20 protein-coding genes are annotated in these 26,099 nt (G+C 55.3%); 18 read left to right on the top strand and 2 right to left on the bottom strand.

Going from position 1 to position 26,099, the window contains the following annotated elements; genetic code table 11:
• Positions 1 to 134 precede the first annotated feature (134 nt).
• The 16 genes from A8990_RS28535 (at position 135) to A8990_RS28460 (ending at position 22,296) form a co-directional block, all read left to right on the top strand.
• Complete coding sequence (locus A8990_RS28535; protein WP_116192418.1) at positions 135 to 671, top strand: hydroxypyruvate isomerase family protein; 537 nt, start codon at positions 135 to 137, stop codon at positions 669 to 671.
• Positions 664 to 1,527, top strand: a complete 864-nt coding sequence (locus A8990_RS28530) for a sugar phosphate isomerase/epimerase family protein (RefSeq protein WP_116192417.1) — start codon at positions 664 to 666, stop codon at positions 1,525 to 1,527. The genes A8990_RS28535 and A8990_RS28530 overlap by 8 nt, the downstream gene beginning before the upstream one ends.
• Positions 1,524 to 2,645 (top strand): Gfo/Idh/MocA family protein, encoded by a 1,122-nt coding sequence (locus A8990_RS28525; RefSeq protein ID WP_116192416.1) that lies wholly within the window; start codon positions 1,524 to 1,526, stop codon positions 2,643 to 2,645. Before A8990_RS28530 ends, A8990_RS28525 begins: the two co-directional genes overlap by 4 nt.
• The gene (locus A8990_RS28520; protein WP_116192415.1) at positions 2,642 to 3,454 is read left to right on the top strand and encodes a sugar phosphate isomerase/epimerase family protein; all 813 of its coding nucleotides are present in this window, start codon (positions 2,642 to 2,644) and stop codon (positions 3,452 to 3,454) included. Before A8990_RS28525 ends, A8990_RS28520 begins: the two co-directional genes overlap by 4 nt.
• Positions 3,455 to 4,093: 639 nt before the next feature.
• Positions 4,094 to 5,833 (top strand): outer membrane protein assembly factor BamB family protein, encoded by a 1,740-nt coding sequence (locus A8990_RS28515; protein ID WP_116192414.1) that lies wholly within the window; start codon positions 4,094 to 4,096, stop codon positions 5,831 to 5,833.
• The gene (locus A8990_RS28510; protein WP_116192413.1) at positions 5,830 to 6,258 is read left to right on the top strand and encodes a hypothetical protein; all 429 of its coding nucleotides are present in this window, start codon (positions 5,830 to 5,832) and stop codon (positions 6,256 to 6,258) included. Before A8990_RS28515 ends, A8990_RS28510 begins: the two co-directional genes overlap by 4 nt.
• Positions 6,259 to 6,383: 125 nt before the next feature.
• A complete protein-coding gene (locus A8990_RS28505) occupies positions 6,384 to 7,418 on the top strand; it encodes a zinc-binding dehydrogenase (RefSeq protein WP_220376848.1) in 1,035 nt (344 codons plus the stop codon).
• A 154-nt stretch (positions 7,419 to 7,572) separates the two neighbouring features.
• Entirely contained in the window at positions 7,573 to 8,412 is an 840-nt protein-coding gene (locus tag A8990_RS28500) for a helix-turn-helix transcriptional regulator (protein WP_181909832.1), read from the top strand.
• Between the two features lie 49 nt (positions 8,413 to 8,461).
• Positions 8,462 to 11,275 carry an alpha-L-rhamnosidase-related protein gene (locus tag A8990_RS28495; protein WP_181909831.1) on the top strand — a complete coding sequence of 938 codons (2,814 nt, stop codon included), beginning with the start codon at positions 8,462 to 8,464 and terminating at the stop codon, positions 11,273 to 11,275.
• Positions 11,276 to 11,313: 38 nt separating this feature from the next.
• Positions 11,314 to 12,120 (top strand): ChbG/HpnK family deacetylase, encoded by an 807-nt coding sequence (locus A8990_RS28490; protein WP_116192409.1) that lies wholly within the window; start codon positions 11,314 to 11,316, stop codon positions 12,118 to 12,120.
• A gap of 145 nt (positions 12,121 to 12,265) precedes the next feature.
• A complete protein-coding gene (locus A8990_RS28485) occupies positions 12,266 to 15,142 on the top strand; it encodes an S-layer homology domain-containing protein (RefSeq protein WP_181909830.1) in 2,877 nt (958 codons plus the stop codon).
• Between the two features lie 166 nt (positions 15,143 to 15,308).
• Positions 15,309 to 17,057 (top strand): cache domain-containing sensor histidine kinase, encoded by a 1,749-nt coding sequence (locus A8990_RS28480; RefSeq protein WP_116192407.1) that lies wholly within the window; start codon positions 15,309 to 15,311, stop codon positions 17,055 to 17,057.
• Positions 17,032 to 18,459: a response regulator gene (locus A8990_RS28475; protein WP_116192406.1), complete on the top strand. Its 1,428-nt coding sequence runs from the start codon at positions 17,032 to 17,034 to the stop codon at positions 18,457 to 18,459. The genes A8990_RS28480 and A8990_RS28475 overlap by 26 nt, the downstream gene beginning before the upstream one ends.
• Positions 18,460 to 18,645: 186 nt before the next feature.
• Positions 18,646 to 20,409, top strand: a complete 1,764-nt coding sequence (locus A8990_RS28470) for a type 2 periplasmic-binding domain-containing protein (protein WP_116192405.1) — start codon at positions 18,646 to 18,648, stop codon at positions 20,407 to 20,409.
• Between the two features lie 81 nt (positions 20,410 to 20,490).
• Positions 20,491 to 21,387: an ABC transporter permease gene (locus A8990_RS28465; RefSeq protein ID WP_116192404.1), complete on the top strand. Its 897-nt coding sequence runs from the start codon at positions 20,491 to 20,493 to the stop codon at positions 21,385 to 21,387.
• Positions 21,388 to 21,408: 21 nt separating this feature from the next.
• Complete coding sequence (locus A8990_RS28460) at positions 21,409 to 22,296, top strand: carbohydrate ABC transporter permease (protein ID WP_116192403.1); 888 nt, start codon at positions 21,409 to 21,411, stop codon at positions 22,294 to 22,296.
• Positions 22,297 to 22,875: 579 nt separating this feature from the next.
• On the opposite strand, the gene A8990_RS28455 is transcribed toward A8990_RS28460, so the two are convergent.
• Positions 22,876 to 23,553, bottom strand: a complete 678-nt coding sequence (locus tag A8990_RS28455) for a hypothetical protein (protein WP_116192402.1) — start codon at positions 23,551 to 23,553, stop codon at positions 22,876 to 22,878.
• A 280-nt stretch (positions 23,554 to 23,833) separates the two neighbouring features.
• Between A8990_RS28455 and galU the strand changes: the two genes are divergently transcribed.
• Positions 23,834 to 24,730 carry a UTP--glucose-1-phosphate uridylyltransferase GalU gene (gene galU / locus A8990_RS28450; RefSeq protein WP_116192401.1) on the top strand — a complete coding sequence of 299 codons (897 nt, stop codon included), beginning with the start codon at positions 23,834 to 23,836 and terminating at the stop codon, positions 24,728 to 24,730.
• A gap of 110 nt (positions 24,731 to 24,840) precedes the next feature.
• A complete protein-coding gene (locus tag A8990_RS28445) occupies positions 24,841 to 25,632 on the top strand; it encodes a phytanoyl-CoA dioxygenase family protein (RefSeq protein WP_116192400.1) in 792 nt (263 codons plus the stop codon).
• Between the two features lie 68 nt (positions 25,633 to 25,700).
• Here the strand turns inward: A8990_RS28445 and A8990_RS31750 are convergent, their stop codons facing one another.
• Positions 25,701 to 25,865, bottom strand: a complete 165-nt coding sequence (locus A8990_RS31750; protein WP_181909829.1) for a hypothetical protein — start codon at positions 25,863 to 25,865, stop codon at positions 25,701 to 25,703.
• Positions 25,866 to 26,099 lie beyond the last annotated feature (234 nt).

Below are 26,099 nucleotides of genomic sequence, written 5' to 3'. Positions count from 1 at the left end.
TCTTATTCTTCGGGATGGGGGCTGCGGTTTTTCGTTGTGTCCAAGGGCTGTAGAAATGACGAATAGTGTTGTGGTTATGCGATAGAGGGATGATTTTGCAAGGTGTACACTGTCAGTAAGAAAGAACGTGGGGGATGGAGGACGAGGTTGCGGCGGCTGGCCGGCTTGATTGCCGTTACTTGATAAGCCAGACAGGGAATGCACTTCCCGGCGTTAGCAGGGAGGAGCAGGCGGCAACGCTTATCGAAGGCTTGAAGGCTGCGGCTCCTTTGCTGGAAGAAGCAGGCGTGACGTTGGTCGTTGAACCGCTGAATACGCTGGTGGATCATCCGGGATATTTCCTGGATGCCGATGAAGCTGCTGCGCTAATTCGGGAGGTGGGCAGTCCGAACGTGAAGCTGCTGTACGATGTTTACCATCAGCAGGTGACGGAGGGCGATCTCATTCGAACGATTCGCCGGAATAGCGGAGAGATTGGGTACTTCCACGTGGCCGATCATCCGGGCAGAGGCGAGCTTGGCACGGGCGAGATTCATTTTGCTAATGTGCTTAAGGCCATTAAGGAAACCGGGGTTGACGGGTTCGTGGGGCTGGAATATTTTCCGCGGATTGATGGGGAGCGGTCGTTAGTTGATTTCATGAAAGAGTTCGGAGGCATTGCACATGAATAGATGGACAAAGGTTGGAAAATGGGGCTTTGCGGGTCCGTGGTACGGCGAGCTGACCGCGCATACGGGGCATGTGCAGATGGACCGGCTGCATATGCTTCGAGAGAAGGGTTTTGAGGTGTTCTCGGCGGGGCTAAGCGACCTGATGCAGCTGCCTGAGGCGGAGCGGCGAGAGTTGTTGGCGCAGCTCGATGCGTGCGGGATGGAGCTGGCCGTTTATGCGGGCTATCCGTATATTACGGCTGACGCGGATGAGGTGGCAGCGCGTAATGAGCAGATTTTGTCGTCGTTGGCAGCGTTGTGCGAGCTCAAGAAGCCTGCAATCGTAATGACGCATGCGCATTACACGAGCCGATTCGATAAGAGGTTCCCGCTTGATGTTGCTTTGAAGCGGCTGTCTGCTGCGCTTGCTCCGCTTGCTGCAGGCTGCAAGGAGCTCGGCACGAAATTAGCGCTCGAGAATCACGCGGATTTCTACTGCTCGGATCTTGTGACGGTGTGCCTGAATACGCCGGACCTGTGGATTTTCCTGGATACAGGCAATACGTTCCTTATCGGTGAACGGCCGCTTGAGGCATTTCAGGCGGCGGCGCCTTATGTGATCGGGACGCATTTCAAGGATCATCAGGTGAGACCGGTGCTTGATGCGAATCCGCTTTATTTTGAGGTGGACGGGTCGGTTCTTGGAGAGGGAGATGTGCCGCTGCAGGACTGCTATGAGTTGCTGCTCGCGCACGCGCCGTTTCCGGAGGAACTGATTATGGAGATTGAAATGGTTTGTCCTGCTGGAGTATCGCCTATTGAGGCGCTCGAGAAGTCGATTACCTATATTCAATCATTGGATGGTGATGGAGAATGAGTCGTGTCAGTCCGCTTCGCGCGGTTGTAGTTGGCTGTAATATGGGGAAAAATCAAGCGGTGGCGCTTGCTGCTTCGGATGATTATGAGCTTGTGGCTGTCTGTGATTTGAACGAGGAGACGGCGAAAAAGGTAGCTGAAGCTTGCGGCGACTTAGGTGGCGGTAGCGTGGGAGTATATACGGATTATGCGGCGATGCTGGCAGCAGTTCAGCCTGATGTTGTCGTGATCGCGACGCCGAATACGACGCATGCGCCGTTCACGCTGCTCGCCGTGGAGGCCGGCGTTCGCGGTATCTACTGCGAGAAGCCGATGGCGACGAATCTTGGCGATGCGCGTAAGATGGTCGAGGTGTGCCGGGAACGCGGAGTTGTGTTCGTAGTCGGGCACCAGCGCAGGACGAGCGCGGTGTATCGGAAGATGCGCGAGCTGATCGATGCGGGCACGATCGGCGATGTGCGGTTTATTCGCGCTTCATGCGCAGGCGATCTGCTGTCGGACGGCTCGCATCTGGCCGATTCGATGCTGTATCTGCTGCATGAGCGGGAAGTGCGCTGGGCGATTGGGCAGATTTGCCGCAAGGAGCCGGCATCGAGGGAAGAGGCAGCGCGTAATCCATACGCGTATACGGGCAGACGGTATGGTCACGCGGTGGAGAGCGGCGCGCTCGCGATGTATGAATTCGATGGCGGCGTGCGCGGCGAGCTGCATTGCGGGGATATGCAGGTTCGCGGCGGCGGCTATCAGGATTTTGAGATCGTCGGCACAGCGGGGAGCATTTGGCGCCGCGGCGATGGCAGCCAGCCGCCTCTTCTAGTTTCGGATACTTCCGCTGAAGGCGGTTGGCGTTCGGTGGAGGTTGAGGAGGAGTCGAGCGAGGCCGTGTTTGCAGGCGTGTTCGGTGCGCTCGCGGCGTCGATCTGGCATGGTACGCCGAATCCGCTGGATGGAACGATTGCGCTGCGCGGCCTCGAGATGCTGATCGCGGTGTTCGAATCTTCGCGTCTGCGTGCGAAGATTGAATTCCCGGTTGAGCAGGAGGGGTTTCCGCTGGATTTGATTCTTGCGGAGGAACAGGCTGCTGCTGCGGGGGCGGAGAGGGAGGCTGGCGCAAAATGACGATTGCTTGCTCGACTTCTGTTCGATGCGGAAGCTCGCTGGATGCGGCGCTCCGCACCGTGGCAGAGCTTGGCTTCCGCTCTGTTGACCTGCTCGCGATAGACGGGTGGGTTCACGTGAACCCGAGCGATCTGGTTTCCGATTGGGAAGGAACGGTGAGCCGGCTGGATGATCGGCTGTCTGCTTACGGACTCGTTCCGCTGGCGCTCAACACCGGAACGGGACCGCAGCTGCACGATCGCTCGGAGGCGGCGTGTGAGCTCCGGCGAGCTGAGATTGCGGCGCTGATCCGGCTGATGCAGCGCTATGGCGTGCAGCTGGCCGCGATCCAGCCGCTGGGCAATGACGCTTCGCGTCCGTGGGCGGATGTGCTGGCGGACTGCGTCGCCACGCTCCGCGAATACGACACGGCAGCCCGCGAAGCGGGTGTCGCGTTCGCGCTGGAGCTGCATATTCACAGCCCGTTCGAGACGCTCGAGCAGGCGCGGGCATTGATTGCGGCGATGCCGGAGGTGAAGCTCGTGTATGATCCGAGCCATTTTGTGATGCAGGGCATCGATATTCGGGAGACGGAGTGGCTGATGGACCACGCCGTTCACGTCCACGTCCGCGATGCCGCGCGGGATCGGATGCAGGCGCATCTAGGCGAGGGCGACGTCGACCTCGACTGGATGCTCGGCACGTTGGCGCGCCGCGGCTATAGCGGTCACTTCTCGATCGAGTACCTCGAGGATGGCGGGATGGACGTGCTCGGCGATGTAATCGGGGTTCGCGACGCGATATTGCGCTACTTCCCCGAGGGGAAGTAGCGGGGGAAGGTAAGGGGAGCAAGGGAAGTAAGGGAAGTAAGGGAAGCGTGGGAAGCAAGGGAAGCAAAAGGTAAGTATAGGGAAGGGATATCTGGCGGAGCCCCCTGTTGGTCGGGGCGGCTATGCCCTTGGTATCCCTTTTTTTTTGATGTGAATGTGTATCCCTGAGGGATACACATTGGCTTGAAAAGGTGGAATTGGAGCAAAGAGTATCCCTAGGGGATACACATTAGCTCGAAAAGGCGGATTTGGAGCGAAGTGTGACCCTGGAGGATACACCTTCCGCTAGAATCACCGAATTAGATGCAAAGAGGGTACCTAGAGTATCTACATTGGCGGGAATCCTTGGATTTGGAGCAAAGAAGGTACCTCGAGTACCTACATTGGCAAGAATCACTGGATTGGTCGCAAAGAGGGTACCTAGAGTAGCTACATCCGGTGAATGTAGCTGGTCTGCTGGACCTTTTTGGCTATTTCGAGTAATAACTTTCGCTGGATGAAGCTGGTCTGCTGGACCTGCACAAACTTTCACCTTGTATTTGACTCTTTTTGACCGCCCCATGCACTGAAACCTTTCTCCACCTCCCCCCGTCTAGAGATTAATTCTCAAACGACCACATTCGGAAGGGAGCCATCACCTTGAACAAACACAAACACAAACTCAAACTCAAACTCAAACCTAAGCATAAGCTGCTCGCCCTGCTGGCGGCGGCATTACTTACGACTTACGCATCGCACGAAGCTGCGGCGCAGTCGGTGAGCAATACAACGAGCTACGGCATCGACGCCGCGATGTTTAACTCCGAAAATAAAGTACCAACCGCGAAACCCCTCTGGTCAGCTGACCTGGACAAGCCGACGACGGAGAAGCGCGAGCAGCCGGTGCTCGCGATCTCGAACGGCAATCTCTACTACGTCGCAGGCGGCGTGCTCCACGCGAGAAACGCCAAGACCGGCAAACAGCTCTGGACCTACGGCTCCAAGCTGAAGTCCGGCTCCGCAGTCGCTGCGAATGGTGCGATCTATGTGAGCGGCGAGACGGATAACAGCATCTACCGCGTCGACACGGCGGGCAAGGGCAAGCGTATCTGCCAGCTGGCCAAGACCGACACGCTGACCGCTTTCTCCATTGATGGCAGCACGCTGTACCTAACGACATCGAAAGGGCTCGTCTCTTTCAACCTTGCAACCGGCCAAGAGAACTGGCATAACGGAGTGCGGGGCTCAGCGAACATGACGAAGGTCGGCAATGTGCTCCTCAATCCCACTTTTGAATCCGGTGCAATTACAGTCAATACGTGGTATGCCGTTGATGCACAGACAGGCAAGTCGCTATGGCAGCTGAGCGGCAGCCACTCGCAGCTGTTGAAGGTGGAAGGAACGAAACTATATATGCTGGACGATTGGCCGAAAACCGACAGCAGCAAATACGTTGCAGATATTGATATCGTCGACCTGAGTACTGGAACAATCATAAGCAGCAAGTCGTTCGTCCCGATCAAGCAAGACGTCGATCCACTGGGTCAATACGCGAGCCGGGTCGTCATGGATGCGAATAACATCTACGTTGCCAATCAGTACCATGAGCTCTATACGTACAACTTCAATGCGGACCAAACGACCATCAAGCCGTCCGTCATGGGAGACAGCGGCCAGTGGATTCTCGGACCCTACGACGGCAAGCAATTCTATCGCAACAGCGACAACATCGGCATCCACGCGCGCAAGCGCTTTGACCAGACCCCAGTGTACTACGAGGGACTGGACAATCCGGCGAGCCGCGTCGACTTCAATCAAAGCGGCATGTTCGTCGGTCAGACCGACGGCGAGGTCTATGCGCTGAACGTCACAACAGGTAAAGCGCTGTTCCGCTACCAGACTGCAGCTCGAAGCTTCGGGCAGTTCCAGGTGTCGGGCAGCCAGCTGCTCGTGCAAGCAGAAGGCAAGCTATATGCCTTCACGATTCCTGCGGAACTGACAAAGCCGCTGACCGCAAGCACATCAACCAGCGCTTACAAGAAAGCTCAAGCTACCCTTGTACTCAACGGGCAGAGCAAGCCAATCAATCCAAGCATGATGACGATCAATAACCGAATGCTGGTGCCGCTTCGATTTCTATCCGAGGAGCTCGGGGCTCAGGTGACCTATAACACAGCGACCAAGCAAGCCGCAATTACGCTGGGCAGCCATACCTTTACCATCCAAGAAGACACACCCTATGCGGAGACAGGTACAGGCAAGGAGCAAGTAGCGCTCTTCTCCTCGCCGGTCGTGCTGAACGGCAGCTTGTACCTTCCGATCAGCGACGCGGGCAGTTTGCTTGGCGTGAAGGTCGTATGGAATGGCGGACCTCGGACCGTGGAAGTGAAAACATCATGAGCAGCAGGCTATTTACATTCATGACGACAGCGCTGGCCTTGATTAGCGTCATTATTACGGGATGCAAGGGGACCGAGAAGCAGCTCACGTTAGCCGACATTCGGAGCAAATTCGAAGAGCGTCATATCCAACTCACCCCAGCAAAAGCTACCAGCTCGAACTCCGTGTTCGCGCGTCCTTACAATGGGGCGAAGCCGAGCCTTTATACGATTCACAGCGAGAAGGATCCGTCGGTCTTCATCTATATCTATCCTTCAGCGTCAGCTGCAGCAGCAGGGTTCAAGGCGTTCGAAGACCAGACGGCTGCCGCAGACTTTATCTCACATAAAGAGTATTTGTTCGCTAATGTGATTTTGTTTTATATCATTAACGAGCCATCCGAAGTAGAACCAATCGATCTGGCAATCGCAGCGCTTCGTTCATAAGCTGCACCTGTACAAATGCCAAAATCCGCTTCGGTTCAGAGATGGAGCCCGCAAGTCCGGAGATGCTACGATTAACGCTATAAAAGCATACTTGGAGAGGCGGAGGTACCGTGGCGGCACAAAGATTGGATTTTATAGCACCAAGAGAAGTGGCATGGGTCGAGATTGAAGAGCCTGCATTGCAGGCGGACGAAGTGAGGCTGTCGACGCTCTATTCCGGCATTAGCGCGGGCACGCAGCTGACGGCATACCGAGGCGTGAATCCGTTCGTGCAAAAGCAATTCAACGGAGAGTCGCGGCTATTCGAGCCGCGCGAACACAGCGAATCCTCGCTTTATCCCGTGCGTGGCTGCTGGGGCTACGAGGAAGTGGGCGTCGTAACGGAGCTTGGAAGCGGCGTTAAAGGCGTTAAGGAAGGCGATGTCGTCTACGGCACGTGGGGACATAAGTCGGCACACACCGTAAGCGCGGACTTCGCACATGATCATAAGCTCCCGGAGGGAGTTGATCCCCTTGCAGGCATCTATTCACAGATGGGAGCGATTGCGCTCAATGCGATTCTCGATGCCGATATTCACATCGGCGAGACGGTTGCGGTCTTCGGGCAAGGCGTGCCTGGCCAGCTTGTCGCCCAGCTTGCGAGGCTCAATGGAGCAGACGTCATCGCAATTGACCTCGATGATTACCGTCTAGGATTCTCTCAAAAGCTTGGCGCAGCGCACACGATCAACTCGCGTCAAACGGATGATGTGTCGAAGCGAATCAAGGAGCTTACCGGCGGCAAAGGCGCCGATGTGGCAATTGAAATTTCCGGCGCAGCAGGCGCACTGCATGAGGCGATTCGCTGTCTGGCGTACAATGGACGCGTCGTTACAGCGGGCTTTTATCAAGGCGGGGCGAAGGATCTCTATCTTGGCGAGGAGTTCCACCACAACCGCATTTCGCTGATCGGCTCGCAAATTAGCGGCATTAATCCTCAGTTGACTCATCGCTGGGATCGGCTGCGCATGGAACGCACCATCATGGAGCTGGCCCGCGCCGGTCGATTGAAGCTGACCGATCTTGTGACTCATCAGGTTGCTTTCGAGCAAGCGGATGCGGCGTACCGGATGCTGGACACGAATGCGGAGCCAGTGCTGCAGGTTGTTATCAAATTCTAATGAATAAGCTCCGGCGAGCGATCGTCGGAGTTTTTTTGTGGACGGGAATCCCCCCCCAGCAGACAGTTTTCCCTCACGAGTGTAAAAATGCGGCTTGTATAATAGGGTGTATATTCCCATAACTATGTGCAATGCCCAAGGAGTGAGTATTGAGATGAATCCCAGCCACCCGTGGCTGCCGATGATTGAGAAGGCGTCGCTGCACATGCTGTCGCACGATCTTCACAGGCGTAGCGAGCTGCGGCATATCAATCGGAAGCTTCCGCATTATATTGTGTCCTATATCAAGTCGGGTTCCTGCAGACTTCGAATTGCAGGCAAAGACTACTACGCCAGACAAGGCGATGTCGTGTTCATACCGCCGTATGAGATTCACGACCATGTCAAAGATTCGAGCGAGCTGACGGAGTTTCTATGGTGGCATTTTACGCTGGAAATCGCGGAATCTATCGATGCTTTGCAGGCGTTCCGCTTCCCGGTCTGCTTCCAGCTGCCGAATCCGGATACGTTCGAGGCGGTGTTCCATGACTATCGGCGATTTGCCGAAGGTGCATTATCGATATCCGACAGTCTGATGAAGAAGGCCAAAGCGCTCGAGCTCGTCGCCATTCTCGTCGATGCAGCCATCCACCACCCGGAAGTGCAGTTGAAGTCGGACCATTCGGAGCCGTTCATGGCGATGCTGTCCGAGCTGCTCGATAACCCGGATCGCCGGATTGACCTAGCTGATCTTGGCAAGCGCTATTATATGCATCCAACGTACATCGCGGAGCGCTTCAAGAAGCTGTTCGGCATTACGCCGACCAAGCTGCAGCTGTCGCTGCGCCTGCGCAAGGCGAAGCAGCTGCTCGAGACCGAGAGCAAGCCGATTACAGAGATTGCACGGTTGACGGGCTACGAGGACATTGATGATTTCTCCCGATTCTTCAAGAGCAAGACCGGAATTTCGCCGTTAAAATATCGCAGCGCCTTGCTTGGAGCCGCAAAGGGCTAATGGTCAGGTGTGCTATTCAATGCTATTCGATACTAGGAGTGAGCTAATCATGCAAAATACGGCCAAACCAGCCGATGCACAGGCGATTTGGTATGACGAGAGCGGACAAGGGCGCAACCTGTATGCGCGGTTCCGCCTGACGCTGGATCTGCAAGAGAAGCCTTCGCAAGCGCTGCTGCATCTGTTCGCGGATACGACGTATCAGCTGTACGTGAACGGTGAATATGTACGCGCAGGCTCGGTCCGTTTCGACCCGCGCCATCCGGTGTACGATACGCATGACCTCAGCGAGCTGTTGACCGTGGGACGCAATGTGATTGGCGTTCAGGTCAACTATGTCGGACATAAGACGTTTATTACAATGCTCTCGCAAGCAGGCTTCACCGCGTGGGGCGAAGTTTCAACGGCAAGCGGCGAGCGAATTGAGCTGACAACGGGAAGCGCGGATTGGAAGGCGGCTGCTGTGCCGGCGTACCGTTACGCGGCGAAGTCGAGCTTGTTCCTGAAGGCGGCGGATCATTACGATCAGCGCCTCGATGAGACAGGCTGGAGCGGGCGCGAGTTCGACGACAGCGGCTGGCAGCGCGGCGTGGCGCTTGCGAACCAAGCGGCATGGGGCGAGCCGGAAGCTCGTCAGATTCCGTTCATGTCCGGCGAGCCGGTGCCGGTCGAGAAAATGCTGCATGTGCTGCCGCTTCAGCAGCGCGAGCAGATTCATGCGTTCAGCGTGCCGATGCCGCATGTGAACGAGATTCATATGCCGGATCAGACGAGCCGGTTCATGACCGTGAAGACGTGGATCTATGCGCCGGCTGCGATGGAGATTACGATCGGGCTGTTCTATCAGAACACGTGGATCAATGGCGAACCGATTGCCAAAGGGCTCTATGCCGATGACATGAGCATGCGTCTGAACCATCGCGTCAGCTTGCATGAGGGATGGAATGCGTATTTTGTCAAAAATGATTCGCTTCAAGATATGTTCCACCACTATTTAGCATTGCCTAACAACCGCGGATTACTCGTCTCGGCCGACCGCAATCCGGAGTCCAATGTGGCGTTCCGTCGTTCACCAGTCGTCTCGGAGGATCTGTTCCGATCCGCGCTCAGCGGCAAGGCGCTTCCTTACGCTGCGGATGATATGCTTGCCGAAGTCGGCGGCTGGATTGATGTCACAGCGGAGGAGCAAGGCGAAAGCCCGACGATGTCGACCGGCTGGGAGTCGTTCGGCCATCCGTTCGAATCGATCACGATCGAGGAATTAAGCGATCGCGAGTTCAAGCTGGCAGACTACCCGGAAGGCTTCTCGCTGCTGCTCGATCTGGGCTTAACGCGGCTCGTTCAGCCGCGCATCGTGCTTGAGGGAGCTGGCGGCGCAACCGTGGATCTTACCTATGGCGAGCATCTTAACGCCGACGGCAAACATCTGCGCCACTATCACTGGTACGGCCTTGGCGATCGCGCTTATGCCGACGAGCGGCAGTCGCTGCTCGATTGGCGGCTGACGCAGCCGCGAGGCTTCCGCTATGTGCAGCTAACCGTTCGCGGACCGAAGCAGGACGTGAAGCTGAAAGCGCTGGAGCTTCGCTCGGCGAGCTATCCGGTAGAGACGAAAGGCGCGTTCCGCTGCTCCGATCCGCTGCTTGAGCAGATTTGGGAAATGGGCGTACGCACCGAAGCGGTCAACATGGAAGATGCGTACACAGACTGCGTCACGCGCGAACGCGGGCAGTACATCCGCGACACGATTATTCAATATCACAACAATCTGGCCGTGTTCGGCGACCATGCGCTTATGCGCCGCAGCCTGCAGCTGATGGGGCAGTCTCCGGATGAGACTGGCAAGTTCCGAGCTGTCTATCCGAATACGGGAGATTATACGATTTCGGACTTTGCGCTTAATGCGCTGGAAGGGTTCTGGGCGTACTACGCGCAGACCGGAGATGCGGCGCTAATCGAGACATACTGGGATGCGATGCAGCACAATCTCGCTTGGTTCCACGAGCTGGCGGATGAGCGCGAAGATATGCTGCTGGACGCGGAATGGGACGTGAAGCGCGGCATTAAGGCGCACTATGGCGGCTTCCACGGCGACCTCGCCATCGTCAAAGGCTACATGGACATTACAGGCATCCACTGCGTGTTCAGCTGCACGTACTTGATCGCGCTGCGCTGCGCGGCGAAGCTCGCGGCCGTAATCGGCCGGGAGGCCGACCTCTCCGAGTTGAACCGCCGTGTTGCGATCGTCGAGCGTTCCATTCGCGAGACATTCTGGAACGAGGAGCTCGGCTGCTACAGCGACAATGAACAGAAGGCGACGCACTCGGCGCATGCGAGCTTGTTCGCAGCGCGTGCCGGCGTACTCACCGCAGAACAGCTGGAGCCGGTTCGACGCCACGTTGCGCGCGAGCTGGAATCGCTGTTCGTGAACGGTTATGGTCCGGAAGACGGCGTGAAGGTTAGCCCAAGCTTCTCGTTCTATATTTTTGAGGGTCTCTATGCGATTGGCTTGGCGGAAACGGCAGAGACGATGATGCGCCAAGGCTGGGGCTGGTTCCTGCAGAAGGGGCTGAAGCAGACGCCGGAGTATTACGATCTTGGCCAAAGCCTGTGCCACGCTTGGTCGTCCTGCCCGACGTACTTCATGTCGAGGCATGTGCTTGGCGTGCAGCTTCCGGAGCTTGACCGCGATCCGAACGAGGTCGTCATTGACGTGCAAGCAGTCGGAGTAACCTCTGCCGAAGGCGCTGTACCTCATGCGCTCGGACTTATTGAAGTGAAATGGCATCTTGGCAAGGACGGCGTGCGAGTGTTCGACTATGTGCGCGTGCCGGAAGGATTAACGGCGCGAATCATTCGCTAAGTTAATGATAAAGCGGTTAAAGGAGCTGACTTCTAGCGATGTATACTCAACCAACTCAACCAACGGAACAATCGATCCGGCTCATCACAAGAGCCGATGATGCGGGCAGCGCTCGTACGGCGGATCGCGCCATACTCGATGCGATTGAAGGCGGCATCGTCCGCAACGTCTCGCTCATGGCGGTCGGTCCGACGATCGAGCACGCCGCAGAGCTGCTCGCCGGACGCCGCGACGTCTGCTTCGGCATCCACGGAACGCTGAACGCGGAGTGGACGGACGTGCGCTGGGGTCCGATTCTCGGCGCGGCGAAGGTGCCTTCGCTTGTGGAGCCGGACACAGGGATGTTCACGCCCACGCCGGCACATTTTCTGAATCGGGCACCGGCGGTCGAAGAAGTGATGGCGGAGCTGCAAGCCCAGCTGGACCGGCTGCGCAGCCTCGGCTTCCATATCAGCTACGCCGATTCGCATATGGTGTTCGAATGGGCGATCCCGCAAATCGCCGAGCCGTTCGACCGCTGGTGCGAGCGCGAAGGCATTCGCAATTATAAGCGCTACAGCAAGTTGCTTCCAGAGACAGCAAGCGGCTCGGACAAGGTGAGCAATCCTGTGGACGCGCTCATTACGCGCCTTAAGCATGCGGAGCCAGGCCAATATCTCATCGTGGGCCATCCGGGCTACGATGAAGCCGATATGCGCGCATTCGGAAATGCCGATTACAAGAGCGAGCAGGTCGTCGCCGACCGAATCAACGAGCGTCTTCTGTTCATGCGCGAGGACGTGCTGGCCATCGTGAAGGAGCGGGGCATCGTTCCGATCCGTTACGACGAAGCAAATGAGCTATAACCTAACCCAGTTAGGGTGATCAGAACCTTCGGTCTCAGGCGCAATCAGGCAAGGGCATGTGCACTGTTCTTTTTCTTGAATGTCGGCGCCGGAGGTTCTTTCCCATATTTCTTTATCCACGATCAAGAAGAGAGGAAGGATTCATTTGAAGAAGCGTATTGGCATGTTCGCGATGGCGGTACTGCTGCTTGCACCAATGAATGCATCTGCCATCGTTTCGGCTGAATCAGCCGGAGACGATGCTGTGAATGGCAGTAATCTCGTTCCGAACGGCGATTTTGAAAGCGGTGCCACAAGCTGGCCCAACTGGGTGAACATCGATATCGGCAAGAACGAGCCGCACGGCGCGGAGCAGGCGCTTAAGATCCCGGGCGGCTTCGGAATCACCGGACTTGATTTCGGCGCGCTAGAGCCGAACCGGACGTACCGTTTCGGCGCATGGTATAAGTACAAGAACGGCGATGCCGGCGGCAATTTGAAGCTGACGCTCGGCAAGAGCTTCTCGAAGCAGCTCGACTTTAGTGTTGCCGATGGCGCATACCATTACATCGAGACGATATTCACAGCTCCGCCGGAGCTGATGAAGCGGTCGAACTCGAATTTGACGCTGGTGAAATGGGCGAATTCGGATTTCTATCTCGACGATGTCGTGCTCCAGAAGGTGTCGTCGCCGGAGGACGTGAAGAAGGAAGCCATATCTCCATCATTCCTGCACTCGACGGACAATACGGAGACTGCGGTCGATCTCGTATGGGATGCGCCGCAAGGTCATTCGGACGTCACCTATAAGGTGTATAACAACGATGCAAAAGTGGGCGAGACCGACAAGCCGTCATTCACGGTGGAGGGCTTGCAGGCTGGAAGCACGAATGCGTTCAAGGTCGCAGCTTCGGAAGGAACGCAGGATTCGTTCCCAACCAATACGCTCACCGTGAACACGATTACTCCGCTGCCGGAGCTGACCAAGGACACTTACCCAGGTCAGATCGGTATCGGTCTCGAAGGAATCGGCGGGCGCGGATTCGAGTTTGCAGACGCGGCGAAGACGCTGAGGCAGTGGGTGAAGGCGGATGGCTCCGCAGGCGTGAAGGTGGACGAGAACGGCTGGCCGCTTGAAGACGCGGCATCGGTTATATTCGACCAGCGTCCGGTCGCGGCGTGGCTGAATGATATTGACGATCCGTTCAAGCGGTTCCCGGACATTAGCGGAACGTACAAGCTGTCGTTCGCAGGACAAGCGGTCATCGGCAATATGGACCCATCCAGTCCGTTCACGGTGACGAATCAACGCTACGATAAGAAGACCAATACGACGACGGCAGATGTGAACTTGCCGAAAGGCAGCGGTCTGCTCTTCATGAGCTTTAAACAAACGAGCGGCGGCGTTCAAAATCTGAAGCTGATGCGGCCTGGTTACGAGGCGGGCGGCAAGGAGACGTTCACGCGCGAGTTTCTGCGGGCGCTGCAGCCGTTCGGTACGCTTCGGTTCATGGATTGGCTGAGCACGAACAACAACAACGGGGCGTACCCGGCCTTGACGGAATGGAAGGACCGGAAGTTAACGACGGATGCGACGCAGCTCGAGCAAGACGGCACCCAGGGCGTGGCATGGGAGTATGTCATCGAGCTCGCGAACGAGACGAAGAAGGATATCTGGATCAACATTCCTGTCGCGGCAAGCGACGATTATATCAAGCAGCTTGCGAAGCTGCTCAAGGAGAAGCTTGATCCGAGCGTTCATATCTACGTGGAATATTCGAATGAAGTATGGAACGATCTCTTCACGCAGCAAGCCTACAATAAAGCGGCTGCCATCGCGGAAGGCTCGCAGCCTGGCTCGGATCTGAACAAATACACGATGAAGTCGTATTTCGACGATCCGAACGATGCGGACTATACGCCGGAGAAGCGCTCGTGGACGCGCCATCGCATCGCGCAGCGGCTGATCGAGATTGGCCGGCAGTTCCAGTCCGAGTTTGGCGAAGATGCGCTCAATACCCGCGTTAGGCCGGTGCTTAGCTGGTTTGCCATCATTCCCGATCAATACGAGGATATGCTGAACTGGGTATCCAAGGTGTACGGCGATCCGAAGCAGTATTTCTATGCCATTGCAAGCGCGCCGTACTTTAATTCGAATGCGGCAGGAGAAGCAGCCTCTGCAACCGAGGTGCTGACGGCCATGCAGGCGGACAGCGCGAATGCCAGCAAGCCGGATGGCAATAAAGTGAAGCTGATTTCGCTGGCTGATCAATATGGTCTCAAATCGTTCACCTACGAAGGCGGTCCAGATTCAGGCGGAGGAAGCACCGTGAATGTCGACAATCGCATCGCGGCGCATCGCTCCGAGCGGATGGGCGACTTGGTGAAATACGATGTCGGCAACAACTTCCTAGCGCAGGACGGCGATATGTTCATGTACTTCACGTTGTCAAGCGGTTACAACCGTTACGGCATGTGGGGCGCGACGGAGGATATTTTCGATGGGCTGAACACGCCGAAGTATGAGGCGCTCACTTCCTTGCTCGGTACGGACGAGCAGCCGTTCAGCGATGTGCCGCAAGGTCATTTCGCTTACGATGCGGTGAAGACGCTCGTTGCCGACCATATCGTGGCAGCTAATGCGAGCGGCTTCCGTCCGAAGCAGTCACTGACCACCGGAGAGCTCGATACGCTGCTCACTCGTCTTGCAGCCTACGCGCAGTCGCGCACGGCGGCGAAGCTGACCGGCATCGCGCCGCAGGCGAGCAGCAACGACGCGAAGGCGGAAGTCAGCCGCGAGCAATTGGCGGTTCTGCTCGCCCATGCGTACGAAGCCGGAACCGGCCGCAAGGTGAGTGATCCGGACGCGGTCCTCCTGAAGGATCAGAAGCAGGTGTCGGCGCAATCGCTCAGCGCGGTTCAATCCGCAGTCGCGACGGGGCTTATGACGGTGTCGAAGGACGGCAAGTTCCAGCCGAAGGCGAAAGTTACGCGCGCCGAGGCGGCAGTCGCGATCGCGCGGCTTGCGGAGTATCTGCGTTAATCGTTAAGCATTAAGCGAACACAAATGCAGGCGGACACCCAAACCGATTCATCGGTTTGGGCGTCCTTTTATTTCCAGCAGAAGGAAATTGTCATTTAAGGTCGAATAGGGCAACCTACCGGATTTTCACGAAACCCACGAAACTTCGTAAGAAAGAGGTCATCCTATGCTGTCGCTGCTTCGGGATTCCATCAAAGGCAGAATGATCGTCATCTTGCTGCTCAGCTCCATCGTGCCAGTCTCGCTGCTCGGCGGCGTTTCGTACTACTCCTTCCACTCTTTTATGGAAAATAAGCTGAAGAGCGGGGTCCAGGAAAACTTGGAGAAGGAGCTTATCGGTCTCGACAACATCCTCAAAAACTTGAATTTCGCTGCCCAGCAGCTGGCGCTCGATAAATCGATCACGACCCGCGTGCAGCACTATATGGTGTCCGACGACCAGATCGAGCGCAAAGATATTTTGCTCGGCGTGCTCGACCGGATGTCGCTTATTAACTACTCCAGCCCCTTTGCGGGCATTATTGCGCTGCTCGATGCGAAGACGAACCAGCCTTTCATGCAAAGCTACCCAACCCAGAGCGTTATTCACATCACGCAGCATCCTCTGCTGCTTGAAGCGAACGGCGTCATGTATTTCGCCCCTCACCAGTCGACAGACAAGTACAATGAAGATCATACGCAGGTGTTCTCTCTCGCTCGCAAAGTGAGCGATTATGAGACGAACACGTCGTTTTATGTATACGTAGAGAGCAATTTCAATACGCTTCAGCGGCTGTTCAACAATGTGCAATACGGGGAGACCGTGAAGCATCTGCTGCTGGATAAGAACGACCGGATCGTCTACAGCGAGGATCCGGCGCATTTTCCGATGCAAGCCAAATTTAAACTCCATGATTCCAAGAGCTCGATCCGCGATTTGCGCTTCATCACTGCAAGCGAGCAAGGCTGGAAGCTCGCCGTCGTCATGAAGGGCGATGCTTTCCAGAACGAAGTGAACTCGTGGTTCGGCAAGTATGTGACGGTGGGGATGTTCTCGCTGCTGCTCAGTCTGCTGCTTGCGTATATTTGCTGGCGCACGATTTATAGACCGCTGCACGTGTTCCGCCGGGAGATTGAAGGCGTCGGCGACGATCTGGCGCATCGGCCGAAGAAATGGCTGCGGCTTCGCGAGTTCGACGAGGTGCTCGGCCGGTTCTATGCCATGAAGGACCGCGTCTTCGATCTGCTCAAGGAGATCGAACGGCGGGAGAAGGCGAAGAGCAATGTCGAGGTGGAGAAGCTGAAGCATCAGATCAATCCTCATTTTATCCATAACACGCTCAACACCGTCCAGGTCATTGCGAAGATGAACAAGCAGAACGAGATCGTCCGGCTGATTACGCACTTCACGCGCATTCTGCATTACAACCTCGGCAAGGAAGGGACGCATGTCCGGGTGCAGGAGGAAGTGGACAATCTTAACGATTATCTCGCCCTGCAAAATATTCGGTACAGCCACCAGTTCGATGTACGGATGGACATCAATCCGTCGACGCTTAACGAGATGATTCCGCGGTTCGTGCTGCAGCCGCTCGTAGAGAATGCAATCTATCATGGGTTCCGCAACCGTGACGGGATGATTAAGGTCAGCATTGATCCGCATCCGGACGGCGGTATCGTCATGTGCGTCGCGGACAACGGGGAGGGCATGCCGCCGGATCGGCTGCAGTCGTTGCTGGAGGACAAGTCCGCGGGCGGTCGCAGCGTCGGCATGGGCATCGGGCTCAGCTTCGTCCACCGGCTCATTCAAGCTTATTACGGCGAAAGCTCCGGCTTGCGAATAGAGAGCGAGCTTGGCCGTGGAACGTCGATTACGATACTTATCCTGAAAGGCATGGGAGGCGACAGCTATGATTCGGGCGATTCTGGTAGATGACGAGCATATCGTGCGCAAAGGACTTCTGCATATCTTGCCTTGGGACAAGCATGGCATGGAGGTTATGGCGGATTTCGAGGGCGGGGAGCAGGCGCTCGCGTGGATGGAGAAGGAGCCGGTCGATCTGCTCGTGACCGACCTGTCGATGCCCGGGCTGTCCGGGTTCGACCTGATGCGGGTCGTGAAGGAGAAGCATCCGCATACGGAGACGGCGATTCTGACCTGCCATCAGGACTTTCAATATGTGCAGGACGCGCTGCGTCTGGGCGCGATCGACTATATCGTGAAGACCGAGCTGGATGACGAGAAGCTCGATCGGCTGTTCGGGCGCATCGCGGAGCGGCTCGCGGCGAAGGAAGAGCGGCCGGCCAGCACGCAGCCTGCGGCGGTTCCGCTTGGCAAGACGACATCGCTGCTCATGCCGCTCGCGCCGGATTGCAAAGTGCAGGAGCTGTATGCGCAGCCCGCATTGAAGGATCGTCCGCTCGACCCGCTGCCGGGCGGCGTCTGGTTTACGGAGGAGTTGGCGTTCGAGCCGGGGGGCGAGCCTGCGGAGAAGCTGAAGGGCAGATGGGCCGTCTTCTGCCTGCATCATGTGCAGACCCGCGATCGCAGCCGGTTGAAGCCGCTTCTGGAGACGTATGTCCGCCGCCACTCTTTCTATGTGCTCGAGCATACGGAGTCTGCTGCCGCGATTCACGATTCGATGCAAGAGGTGCTGCTCTGGGAATCCAAGCCGTCGCAGCCGCGCGAGGATTGGGTGCGCATGTGGCGCGCCTTCGACTGGCTCTATCAAGACGAGCTGTGGGAGCGGCTGCTTGATGAAATCGCGGAGCAGCGTCCGGAGCCGAACCGCCTCGCCGAGACGGTGCATCAGTCGGTATGGGCATGGCGCAGCATGCTGCGCTGGGAAGAGCGGTTCGCGCTGCTGGAAGAGGCAGGCAGCCTGCAGACGTGGACGGATTGGAAGAGCTGGCTGCAGCGCGTACGTCGTTCGGTGCGGGGAATGCTCGACCAGAACATCGGCATCGATAAGGACATTATGACCCGTATTATCCAGTCCATTGAGTGGTCGCTCTTGCACATGGACGATGGCATTACGCAGGAGGAAGCGGCTGCGGAGGTGCACTTAAGCCGGGGCTACTTCAGCGACTGCTTCAAACGGACGACCGGGGCGACCTACAACGACTACATGCGGCTGCTCCGGATGGATCAGGCGAAGCGGCTCCTTGCGCATTCGGAGCTTGCCGTGCAGGATATTGCCGCGAGATGCGGCTTCGCGGATGAGTCGTACTTCCGCAAGCTGTTCCGGCAGGAGACGGGCAAGGCGCCGAAGGTGTACCGTGACGAAGCGGCGGGACCGAGCGACCTGAAACGATGGCCGCCTGCGGCTGCGAGGTAGCCGCGTGAATATCCAGAGGGAAAAGTGTAATCCGAGGAGAGACATTTGTAAGATGCACCCTGATGTTCTGACAATGTTCAGTCATAAGGTGCATTTTTTCCATACAGCCCTCATCGATTGGCGCGATATGATTGGAATCGAATCAAACATACTGAATCTTTGTCAGAGAGAGGGGCTTTAGACAAAATGATGAAACGCATGGCAGGTTTGATTTTCGTTTTACTCATGGTCTTCGTTAGTGCATGCGGCAACAATGGCGGCAACAATACAAGCAATGAGACTACTGGCAACAACACGGCAGCAAGCGGCAACAACGCTGCAGCAACAACGGATAATGCCGCAGCTACGAACGATGCAGCAGCTGAAACAGAAACTGTAGCACCGGCAGACCCGTTCGGCAAATACCCCGAGCTGGTGGAGTTCACAACGATCCGCCCAACGATGAATAACCCGAAATTCCCTGAAGGCGAGTCGTACGAAGACAACGTCTTCAACAAGTTCATGGAAGAGAAGCTGAACGTGAAGCCGAAGTTCGTATGGATGGCTCCGCAGGACGGCGACGCTTACAAGAAGAAGCTGGACCTGTCGATCGGCGGTAACGACATCCCGGATGTGTTCCAAATCGTCGGCAAGAACATTACCGAAGTGCAAGCGACTGTAAAACGTCTCGTAGAAGCGGACATGATCGAGGATCTGACATCCGCATACGACAAATACGCTTCCCCAGCGATCAAAGAAGCGTTCGCTTCCGCTGACAACCGCGGCTTGGATCTGTACAAGATTGACGGCAAGCTCTACGGCATGCCAGGTCAAAGCGCGCTTGAGGGCATGAATTTTGTCTGGGTCCGCGACGACTGGCGCAAGAAGCTGAACCTTCCTGAGCCGAAAACGCTCGAGGACGTTGAAGCCATCGCTAAAGCGTTCAAGGATAGCGATCCAGCTGGCAAAGGAACTACGGTTCCATTAGCAATGCAAATGCAAACAGAGACGGACGGTTTGTTCGGACCAGGTTTCATTTTCGATCAGTTCGATGCTTACCCTCGCCTGTTCTATAAAGACGCTTCCGGCAGCGTCGTATACGGCGGTATCCAGCCGCAAATCAAGGATTCGCTTAAAGTGATTGCGGATCTGTACAAGAACGGCGAGATCGAGAAGGATTTTGCCCTGAAGGATACAGGTCAACTGCAAGAGCTGCTTGCTAGCGGCCGCGCTGGTATCGTAGGTCAAGCTTGGTGGGGCGTATGGTACCCGCTGTTCATGACCCTGCAGAACGTACCTGATGCGGACTGGAAGCCATATGCAATCCCTGCGAAGAACGGCAAGCTGAACATGGGCGCTACAAACACTTCGAACACGGTGCTTGTTGTGAAGAAGGGCTTCAAATACCCAGAGCTGCCGATAAAATGGCTCAACGTATATAACGCGAACCGCGACACCGAATGGTGGGTTAAGACTTCGCAAGACAAGTACAAGGATGCGAATGAGAAGGCTACAATCTGGTCCGGCATCAGCATCATGCGTACAGATGACATCGTAAACCAAGCGAAAGATATCGTAGCAGCCGTTAACGGCGAGAAAGACCCTGCAACACTTCCATTCAAAAACAATGATGCATTCACGAACATTAAGAAGTTCATCGATGAGCTGCAATCCCAGCCGCAAGCCGCGAGCAAAAACTTGCTGCAATGGCAAAATACACGCAGCTGGTATGATGCAATGGGTTCGGCAGCGAAGCTTGAGTCCAACGTCGTTTACTCTGCATTTGACGGTACGACACCGACAATGGAGAAGAAACTGACGGCGCTGAACGAGCTGCAAATGAAGGCGTACCACAAGATCATCATGGGCAAGGCCGATGCGGATCAAGAGTTTGACCAATTCGTCAGCGACTGGAAAGCACAGGGCGGCGACGATATTTTGAAAGAAATTAACGAAGCGCTCAGCAAATAAGGTGATGGGGAGGACGCGGGGCTATAGTGTCTCGCGTCCTTCTTCACTTCTCACAAGTAAACTGAAAGCGGAGGGAATGCAATGCGCCGCAAATGGTCCGAGCAAATCCATTTTAACCTAATGCTGCTTCCAGGCATGCTGCTGATTCTCATCTTCACCATTTGGCCGATGGGCGGAATCGTGCTGGCGTTCAAGCATTTTATCCCGACGAAAGGCATTTGGCATTCGCCTTGGACAGGCTGGGAGAATTACTCGTTCGTCTTCGATACACCGGTTGCCCTGCGCGTGTTTAAGAATACCGTCATTATCGCGCTGATGAAGATTGCCTTCGGCTTCCTCATTCCAATTGTGTTTGCGCTCATGCTGCATGAGCTGCGGTTTCAATGGTTCAAACGCGTCGTACAGACGATCGTGTACTTGCCGCACTTCCTGTCTTGGGTTCTCCTTGCAGGTATTCTAAGGGATCTGTTTGCCGTAGACGGCATTATTAATCAAATGCTGCACAGCTTGTTTGGCACAGAACAAATCATGTTCATGGGGGATAACTTCTGGTTCCGGACGATCATCGTCGGCTCGGATATTTGGAAGGAATTCGGATTTGGCACTATCATCTATTTGGCGGCATTGACCGGCATTAATCCTTCCCTGTATGAAGCGGCCGATATTGACGGCGCGACGCGGATGCAGAAGCTGAAGTATGTCACGCTGCCCGGTATCGCGACAACGATCGTACTAGTTGGCACTCTCAGCCTGCAGAACGTGCTGAATGCCGGCTTTGACCAAATATTCAATTTGTACAACACGCTCGTGTACGACTCCTCCGACATTATCGATACGTATGTGTTCCGGTCCGGGATTGAGGAAGGCCATTACGAGATAGGAACGGCGATCGGCCTGATGAAGTCCGCTGTCAGCTTCGTCCTCATTATTTTCTCGTACTCATTGGCCAGCCGGTTCGCAAACTATCGTATTTTCTAGCAAAGAGGGGAGGAAGTATATATGGTACGCAACACTACGCCAGGGGCGAAGGCAGCAGAGGCTGTGCTCGTTATCTTGCTCGCGCTGATCTCGTTCTCGTCCCTGTTCCCGATCATTCATAACTTAGCGATTTCCTTTAGTATGCCTGCAAAAGCGATGGCTGGCTTCGTCACCGTCTTCCCGAAAGGGTTCACGATTGAGTCGTACAAGAAGCTGTATGAGGACAGCGTGTTCTTCAGTTCGTTCTGGGTCTCGGTGAAGCGGGTTGTGGTCACCTGTGCGATCAGCTTCTTCATCTCGCTGTTGATGTCTTATCCGCTGTCGCGTTCGGTTCGCGAGTTCAAGCTGCGCAATGTGTACATGTGGCTGCTCGTCTTCTCGATGATGTTCAACGGCGGCCTCATCCCGTTCTACCTCGTCGTTCGCCAGATGCACCTGATGAACAACTTCTGGGTGCTCGTGCTGCCGATGCTTGTGAACGTGTTCAACGTCATTCTGATCGTCAACTACTTCCGCAGCATTCCGAAGGAGCTCGACGAATCGGCGGCGATGGACGGCGCGGGCCCGTGGTATAAGGCGTTCCGGATCTACATGCCGCTGTCGATGCCGGTGCTTGCGACGACGACGCTGTTCCTGATCGTAACGGTATGGAACGAGTTCATGCTCGGCCTCATCTTCATCAACCACGAGAGCGGCATTCCGCTCCAGACGTACATGCAGCAGCTCGTCGTGCGAATCGACCCGACGCTGATGCAATCGCTCGAAGACGTGAAGCGGCTGGCGTCCGTCTCCGACAAAACGCTCGGCGCGGCGAAGATCTTCGCCTCGATGCTGCCGATCATGCTCGTGTATCCGTTCCTGCAGCGGTTCTTCATCTCGGGGATTATGCTGGGGTCGGTGAAGGAGTAGGGGATTGGAGAGAAACTCAACTTGCGCCTGGGGCGCGGGTTGAGTTTTTTTTGGTGCTAATCAACCTATCCTATCTCAACTGCTGCCCCGGTTGGCCTACCTACCGAAAGTGAGAATCTCTGATAAGTGCAAATAAGCACTTATCAGAAGTGGAATCGCGGTAGTGCTCGGACATAAGTGCGAAAATGCAACTATTTTCGGCTGAATGGGCAATTCCGCGGGTTTGAGTTCGAAATAAGTGTATATTAGCACCTATTTCGGCGAGATGGCGTATAGTCAGCGAAATAGGTGCATATTTGCACTTATTCGAATGCGAAGAGGCTTACAGCGCTAATCAACCTATATCCTATCTCACCTGCTGCCCCCGGGTGGCCTGCCTACCGAAAGCGAGAATCTCTGAAAAGTGGTAAATAAGCACTTAACAGAAGTGAAATCGCGGTAGTGCTCGGACATAAGTGTGAAAATGCAACTATATTCGGCTGAATGGGCAATTTCGCGGGCTTGAGTCCAAAATAAGTGTATATTAGCACTATTTCGGCGAGGTAGCGTATAGTCAGCGAAATAGGTGCATATTTGCACTTAATCGAAGTAATTCATGGCTTGCTGTGTTAGCCGATAGCCGATCGTTCTTTTGCCAGATGCGCCAGGAATTGGTTTCAGCCAGCCGTTGCTAACTAAATTAGTTAAATATCGATTGGCCGATCGGTAATTGATGTTAAGATGACGTTTTACATCAAGCGGACGAACAGGCTTCACTTGCGAGGAAGCAAGGCGTACAATTTCAGTTTCGGCCAACCGGACAAGCGGCTGATGCGAGCTCGAGGGCTCATACCGACTAAACAGCATGCGCAGAAGCAGCACGCACACGTCGCCCCGGTTCGCTACATCATCATAAGCGAAGGAAATAATCCGATAGCCGAGGCTCTGCAGAAACAACTCGCGATTGAGTTCATTGCAGTAACCTTGGCGATCCATGTCGCGGACATGGGAATTGTAGCCTTTAATCTCGATGAGCCACTTCGTCGTACCACCTTCGGGAAGCCAGGCAAAATCGGCGAAGTAGGAGCGGCTGCGCCAGTCCATGATTTCATACTCGGGGTGCAAATCATCTAAGTTACCTTTCAGAAGCCACCAGACATTTTCCAAAAACAGCTTTTCTGCGTGAAAGTTTCGGGTCTGCAGACGCCCCTTCCTCTCGCCGTTCCTTTGAGCAATGTGAAAATGCATGAACGCTTCGTATGTTTGTGAGAAATCCATCTCGTCGACCTCCTACGTTAAAACAAAAACGTCCATCCGGCAGCCGCTGCTAACTAGCGTCAACCAAGATGGACGTTCTTCGTCTCTTTAACTTTATAATAGCCAACTGCCGATACATCGGCAAGAGTAGTGGACGGCGCGGGAGGGCGTTGCGGTAGAAGCGCACGAAGAGGCGATGCAGATACACCGAGGATGTGATTCATATGGTTAATAAAGTGTGTTATTCTATTATTGTTTCGTAGTATTTCGTATTCGGCGGAGCAGGGAGTGTAGCCAATCAATGACAACGAAAATTCGTAAAGCTGTTATTCCGGCAGCCGGGCTAGGTACAAGGTTCTTGCCGGCAACGAAGGCGCAGCCGAAGGAAATGCTGCCAATCGTCGATAAACCAGCCATTCAATATATTGTGGAGGAAGCGGTGCAGTCCGGTATCGAGAGCATCATTATCGTGACGGGCCGGAATAAGAAATCGATCGAGGATCATTTTGACAAATCGATTGAGCTTGAGCAGCTGCTTGAATCCAAAGGCAATCAGAAGCTGCTTGAAGAAGTGCAGGCGATCAGCGGGATGGCGAGCATACATTTCATCCGGCAGAAGGAGCCGCTTGGTCTAGGGCATGCGATTCTATGTGCCAAACAGTTCATCGGCGACGAGCCGTTCGCCGTTCTGCTAGGGGATGACATTATGGTGTCCGAGCCTCCGGCGCTGTCGCAGCTTATTGATGTTCATTATCGTACAGGCCAGCAAGTCATCGGCGTGAAGCCGGTGCCGGAGTCGGATGTCAGCAAGTACGGCATTATCGCAACTAGCGGCGAACCGCTGGGCGGATTGCATCAGGTAAACGGACTTGTCGAGAAGCCGGCCGTTGCCGATGCCCCTTCGAACATTGCGATTATGGGCCGATATGTGCTGAAACCGGAAATTTTCGACGTGCTTGAAAATATCGATCGCGGAGCGAACGGCGAATATCAGCTGACGGATGCGCTGCATGCGATGTGCTTGAAGGAAGGGCTCGCAGCGCTTGAGCTTCCTGGGCTGCGTTATGATATCGGCGATAAAGTCGGCTACATGAAGGCGATCATCGAGATGGGCCTCTCGCGTGAGGACTTGCGTCCAATGCTGCTGCCTTATTTGCAAGAACTGATGGCTGCTATGACAGCTGGAAAAATGAATTAGGCGTGCTTTTTGGCAGATCGTCTTAGTTTTTCCCCATATCCTCCAAGAAGGATACCGCTTACAGATGTACAGTAAAGGTATATCCTATAGCGTGAAGGGGAGTAAGGCAGATGATCAGTTCGAAGCTGCAGCTTAGCGAAGATAAAGTGAATTTTTACCGTGAAAATGGCTTTGTGCAAATCGATAACGTGTTATCGGCGGAGGAATTGGAAGAGCTTCGCCAGCATATGGACGAGACGATGAATGCGCAGGGCGGACGAGGCGTACAGACCTCCGAGGCGGGAGGCGCGTACTACAAGGTGCTGAACCAGCGTGTCAACACTTGGCGCGATCACGGCGGAATGGCGAGGTTCGTGCTTGGCGAGCGCTTCGCCGATCTTGGCAAGCAGCTGACCGGCTTTGACGGGATTCGGCTGTTCCACGATCATGCGCTGCTGAAGATGCCGGGCGATTCCAAGGTGACGCCTTGGCATCAGGACCGTCCGTATTGGCCGGTTGAAGGCGATAAGCCGATGGTTGCGTTCTCGATCTGGGTTGCGCTCGATGATGTCGATGAGCATAACGGCTGCATGATGTTCGTGCCGAAGTCGCAGAAGATCAAGAATTTGAAGGGCGTTGACCTTGTGACGCCTGAGGATATTTTTCTGCAGGAGGGTGCGAAGGAGCTTGACCGCAACACGGCGGTCATCTGCCGGATGAAGGCAGGCAGCTGCACGTTCCATGACGGGATGACGTTCCATTTCGCGCATGCGAATATGAGTGACAAGCCGCGCCGGGCGCTTGCGATTATCTTCATGGAGGATGGCACGCGGTACAGCGGTGCGGGGCATATTGTAACGGATGGCCTCGGATTCGCGCCTGGCGATAAGCTTGAGGGCGGACTGATTCCGAAGCTGGCTTAGTAAATCGGATAAAAGAAGAAGCTTCCCGTTGGAAAGGGAAGCTTTTTAGCTATGTATAGCTTAACAGCTCAAGCTCCCGACCCTCGGCGCGCAGACGCCCGGCTCGCGGACACCTGGCTCGCGGACACCTGGCTCGCAGACATCCGGCTCGCAGCCACCCGTCTCGCAGCCACCAATCTCGCAGCCATCCGTCTCGCAGCCATCCGTCTCGCAGACATCCGTCTCGCAGACATCCGTCCACCGACTCCCGGCCCCCCAGCCTCGATTTTAGGCTATGTTGGATTTATCCACTCATTTTGTCTCAAATCGGTCACTTTGCGGGGCTAAATTGGATTTAGAGTCAATTTCATAAGTCTATGATCGCTAGGTAGCACTCACTCAAAACCCAAGGATTTTAAAAAAAATCAGGCTGCACAGCGTGTCCTTCTCAATTCTTGGTTCAGTTTATCAAGGGCGAACTTGCATAA

The sequence above is a fragment of the Paenibacillus taihuensis genome, assembly GCF_003386535.1.
Classification (GTDB): Bacteria; Bacillota; Bacilli; order Paenibacillales; family Paenibacillaceae; genus Paenibacillus_Z; species Paenibacillus_Z taihuensis.
This window is presented reverse-complemented; position numbering and strand designations above follow the sequence as displayed.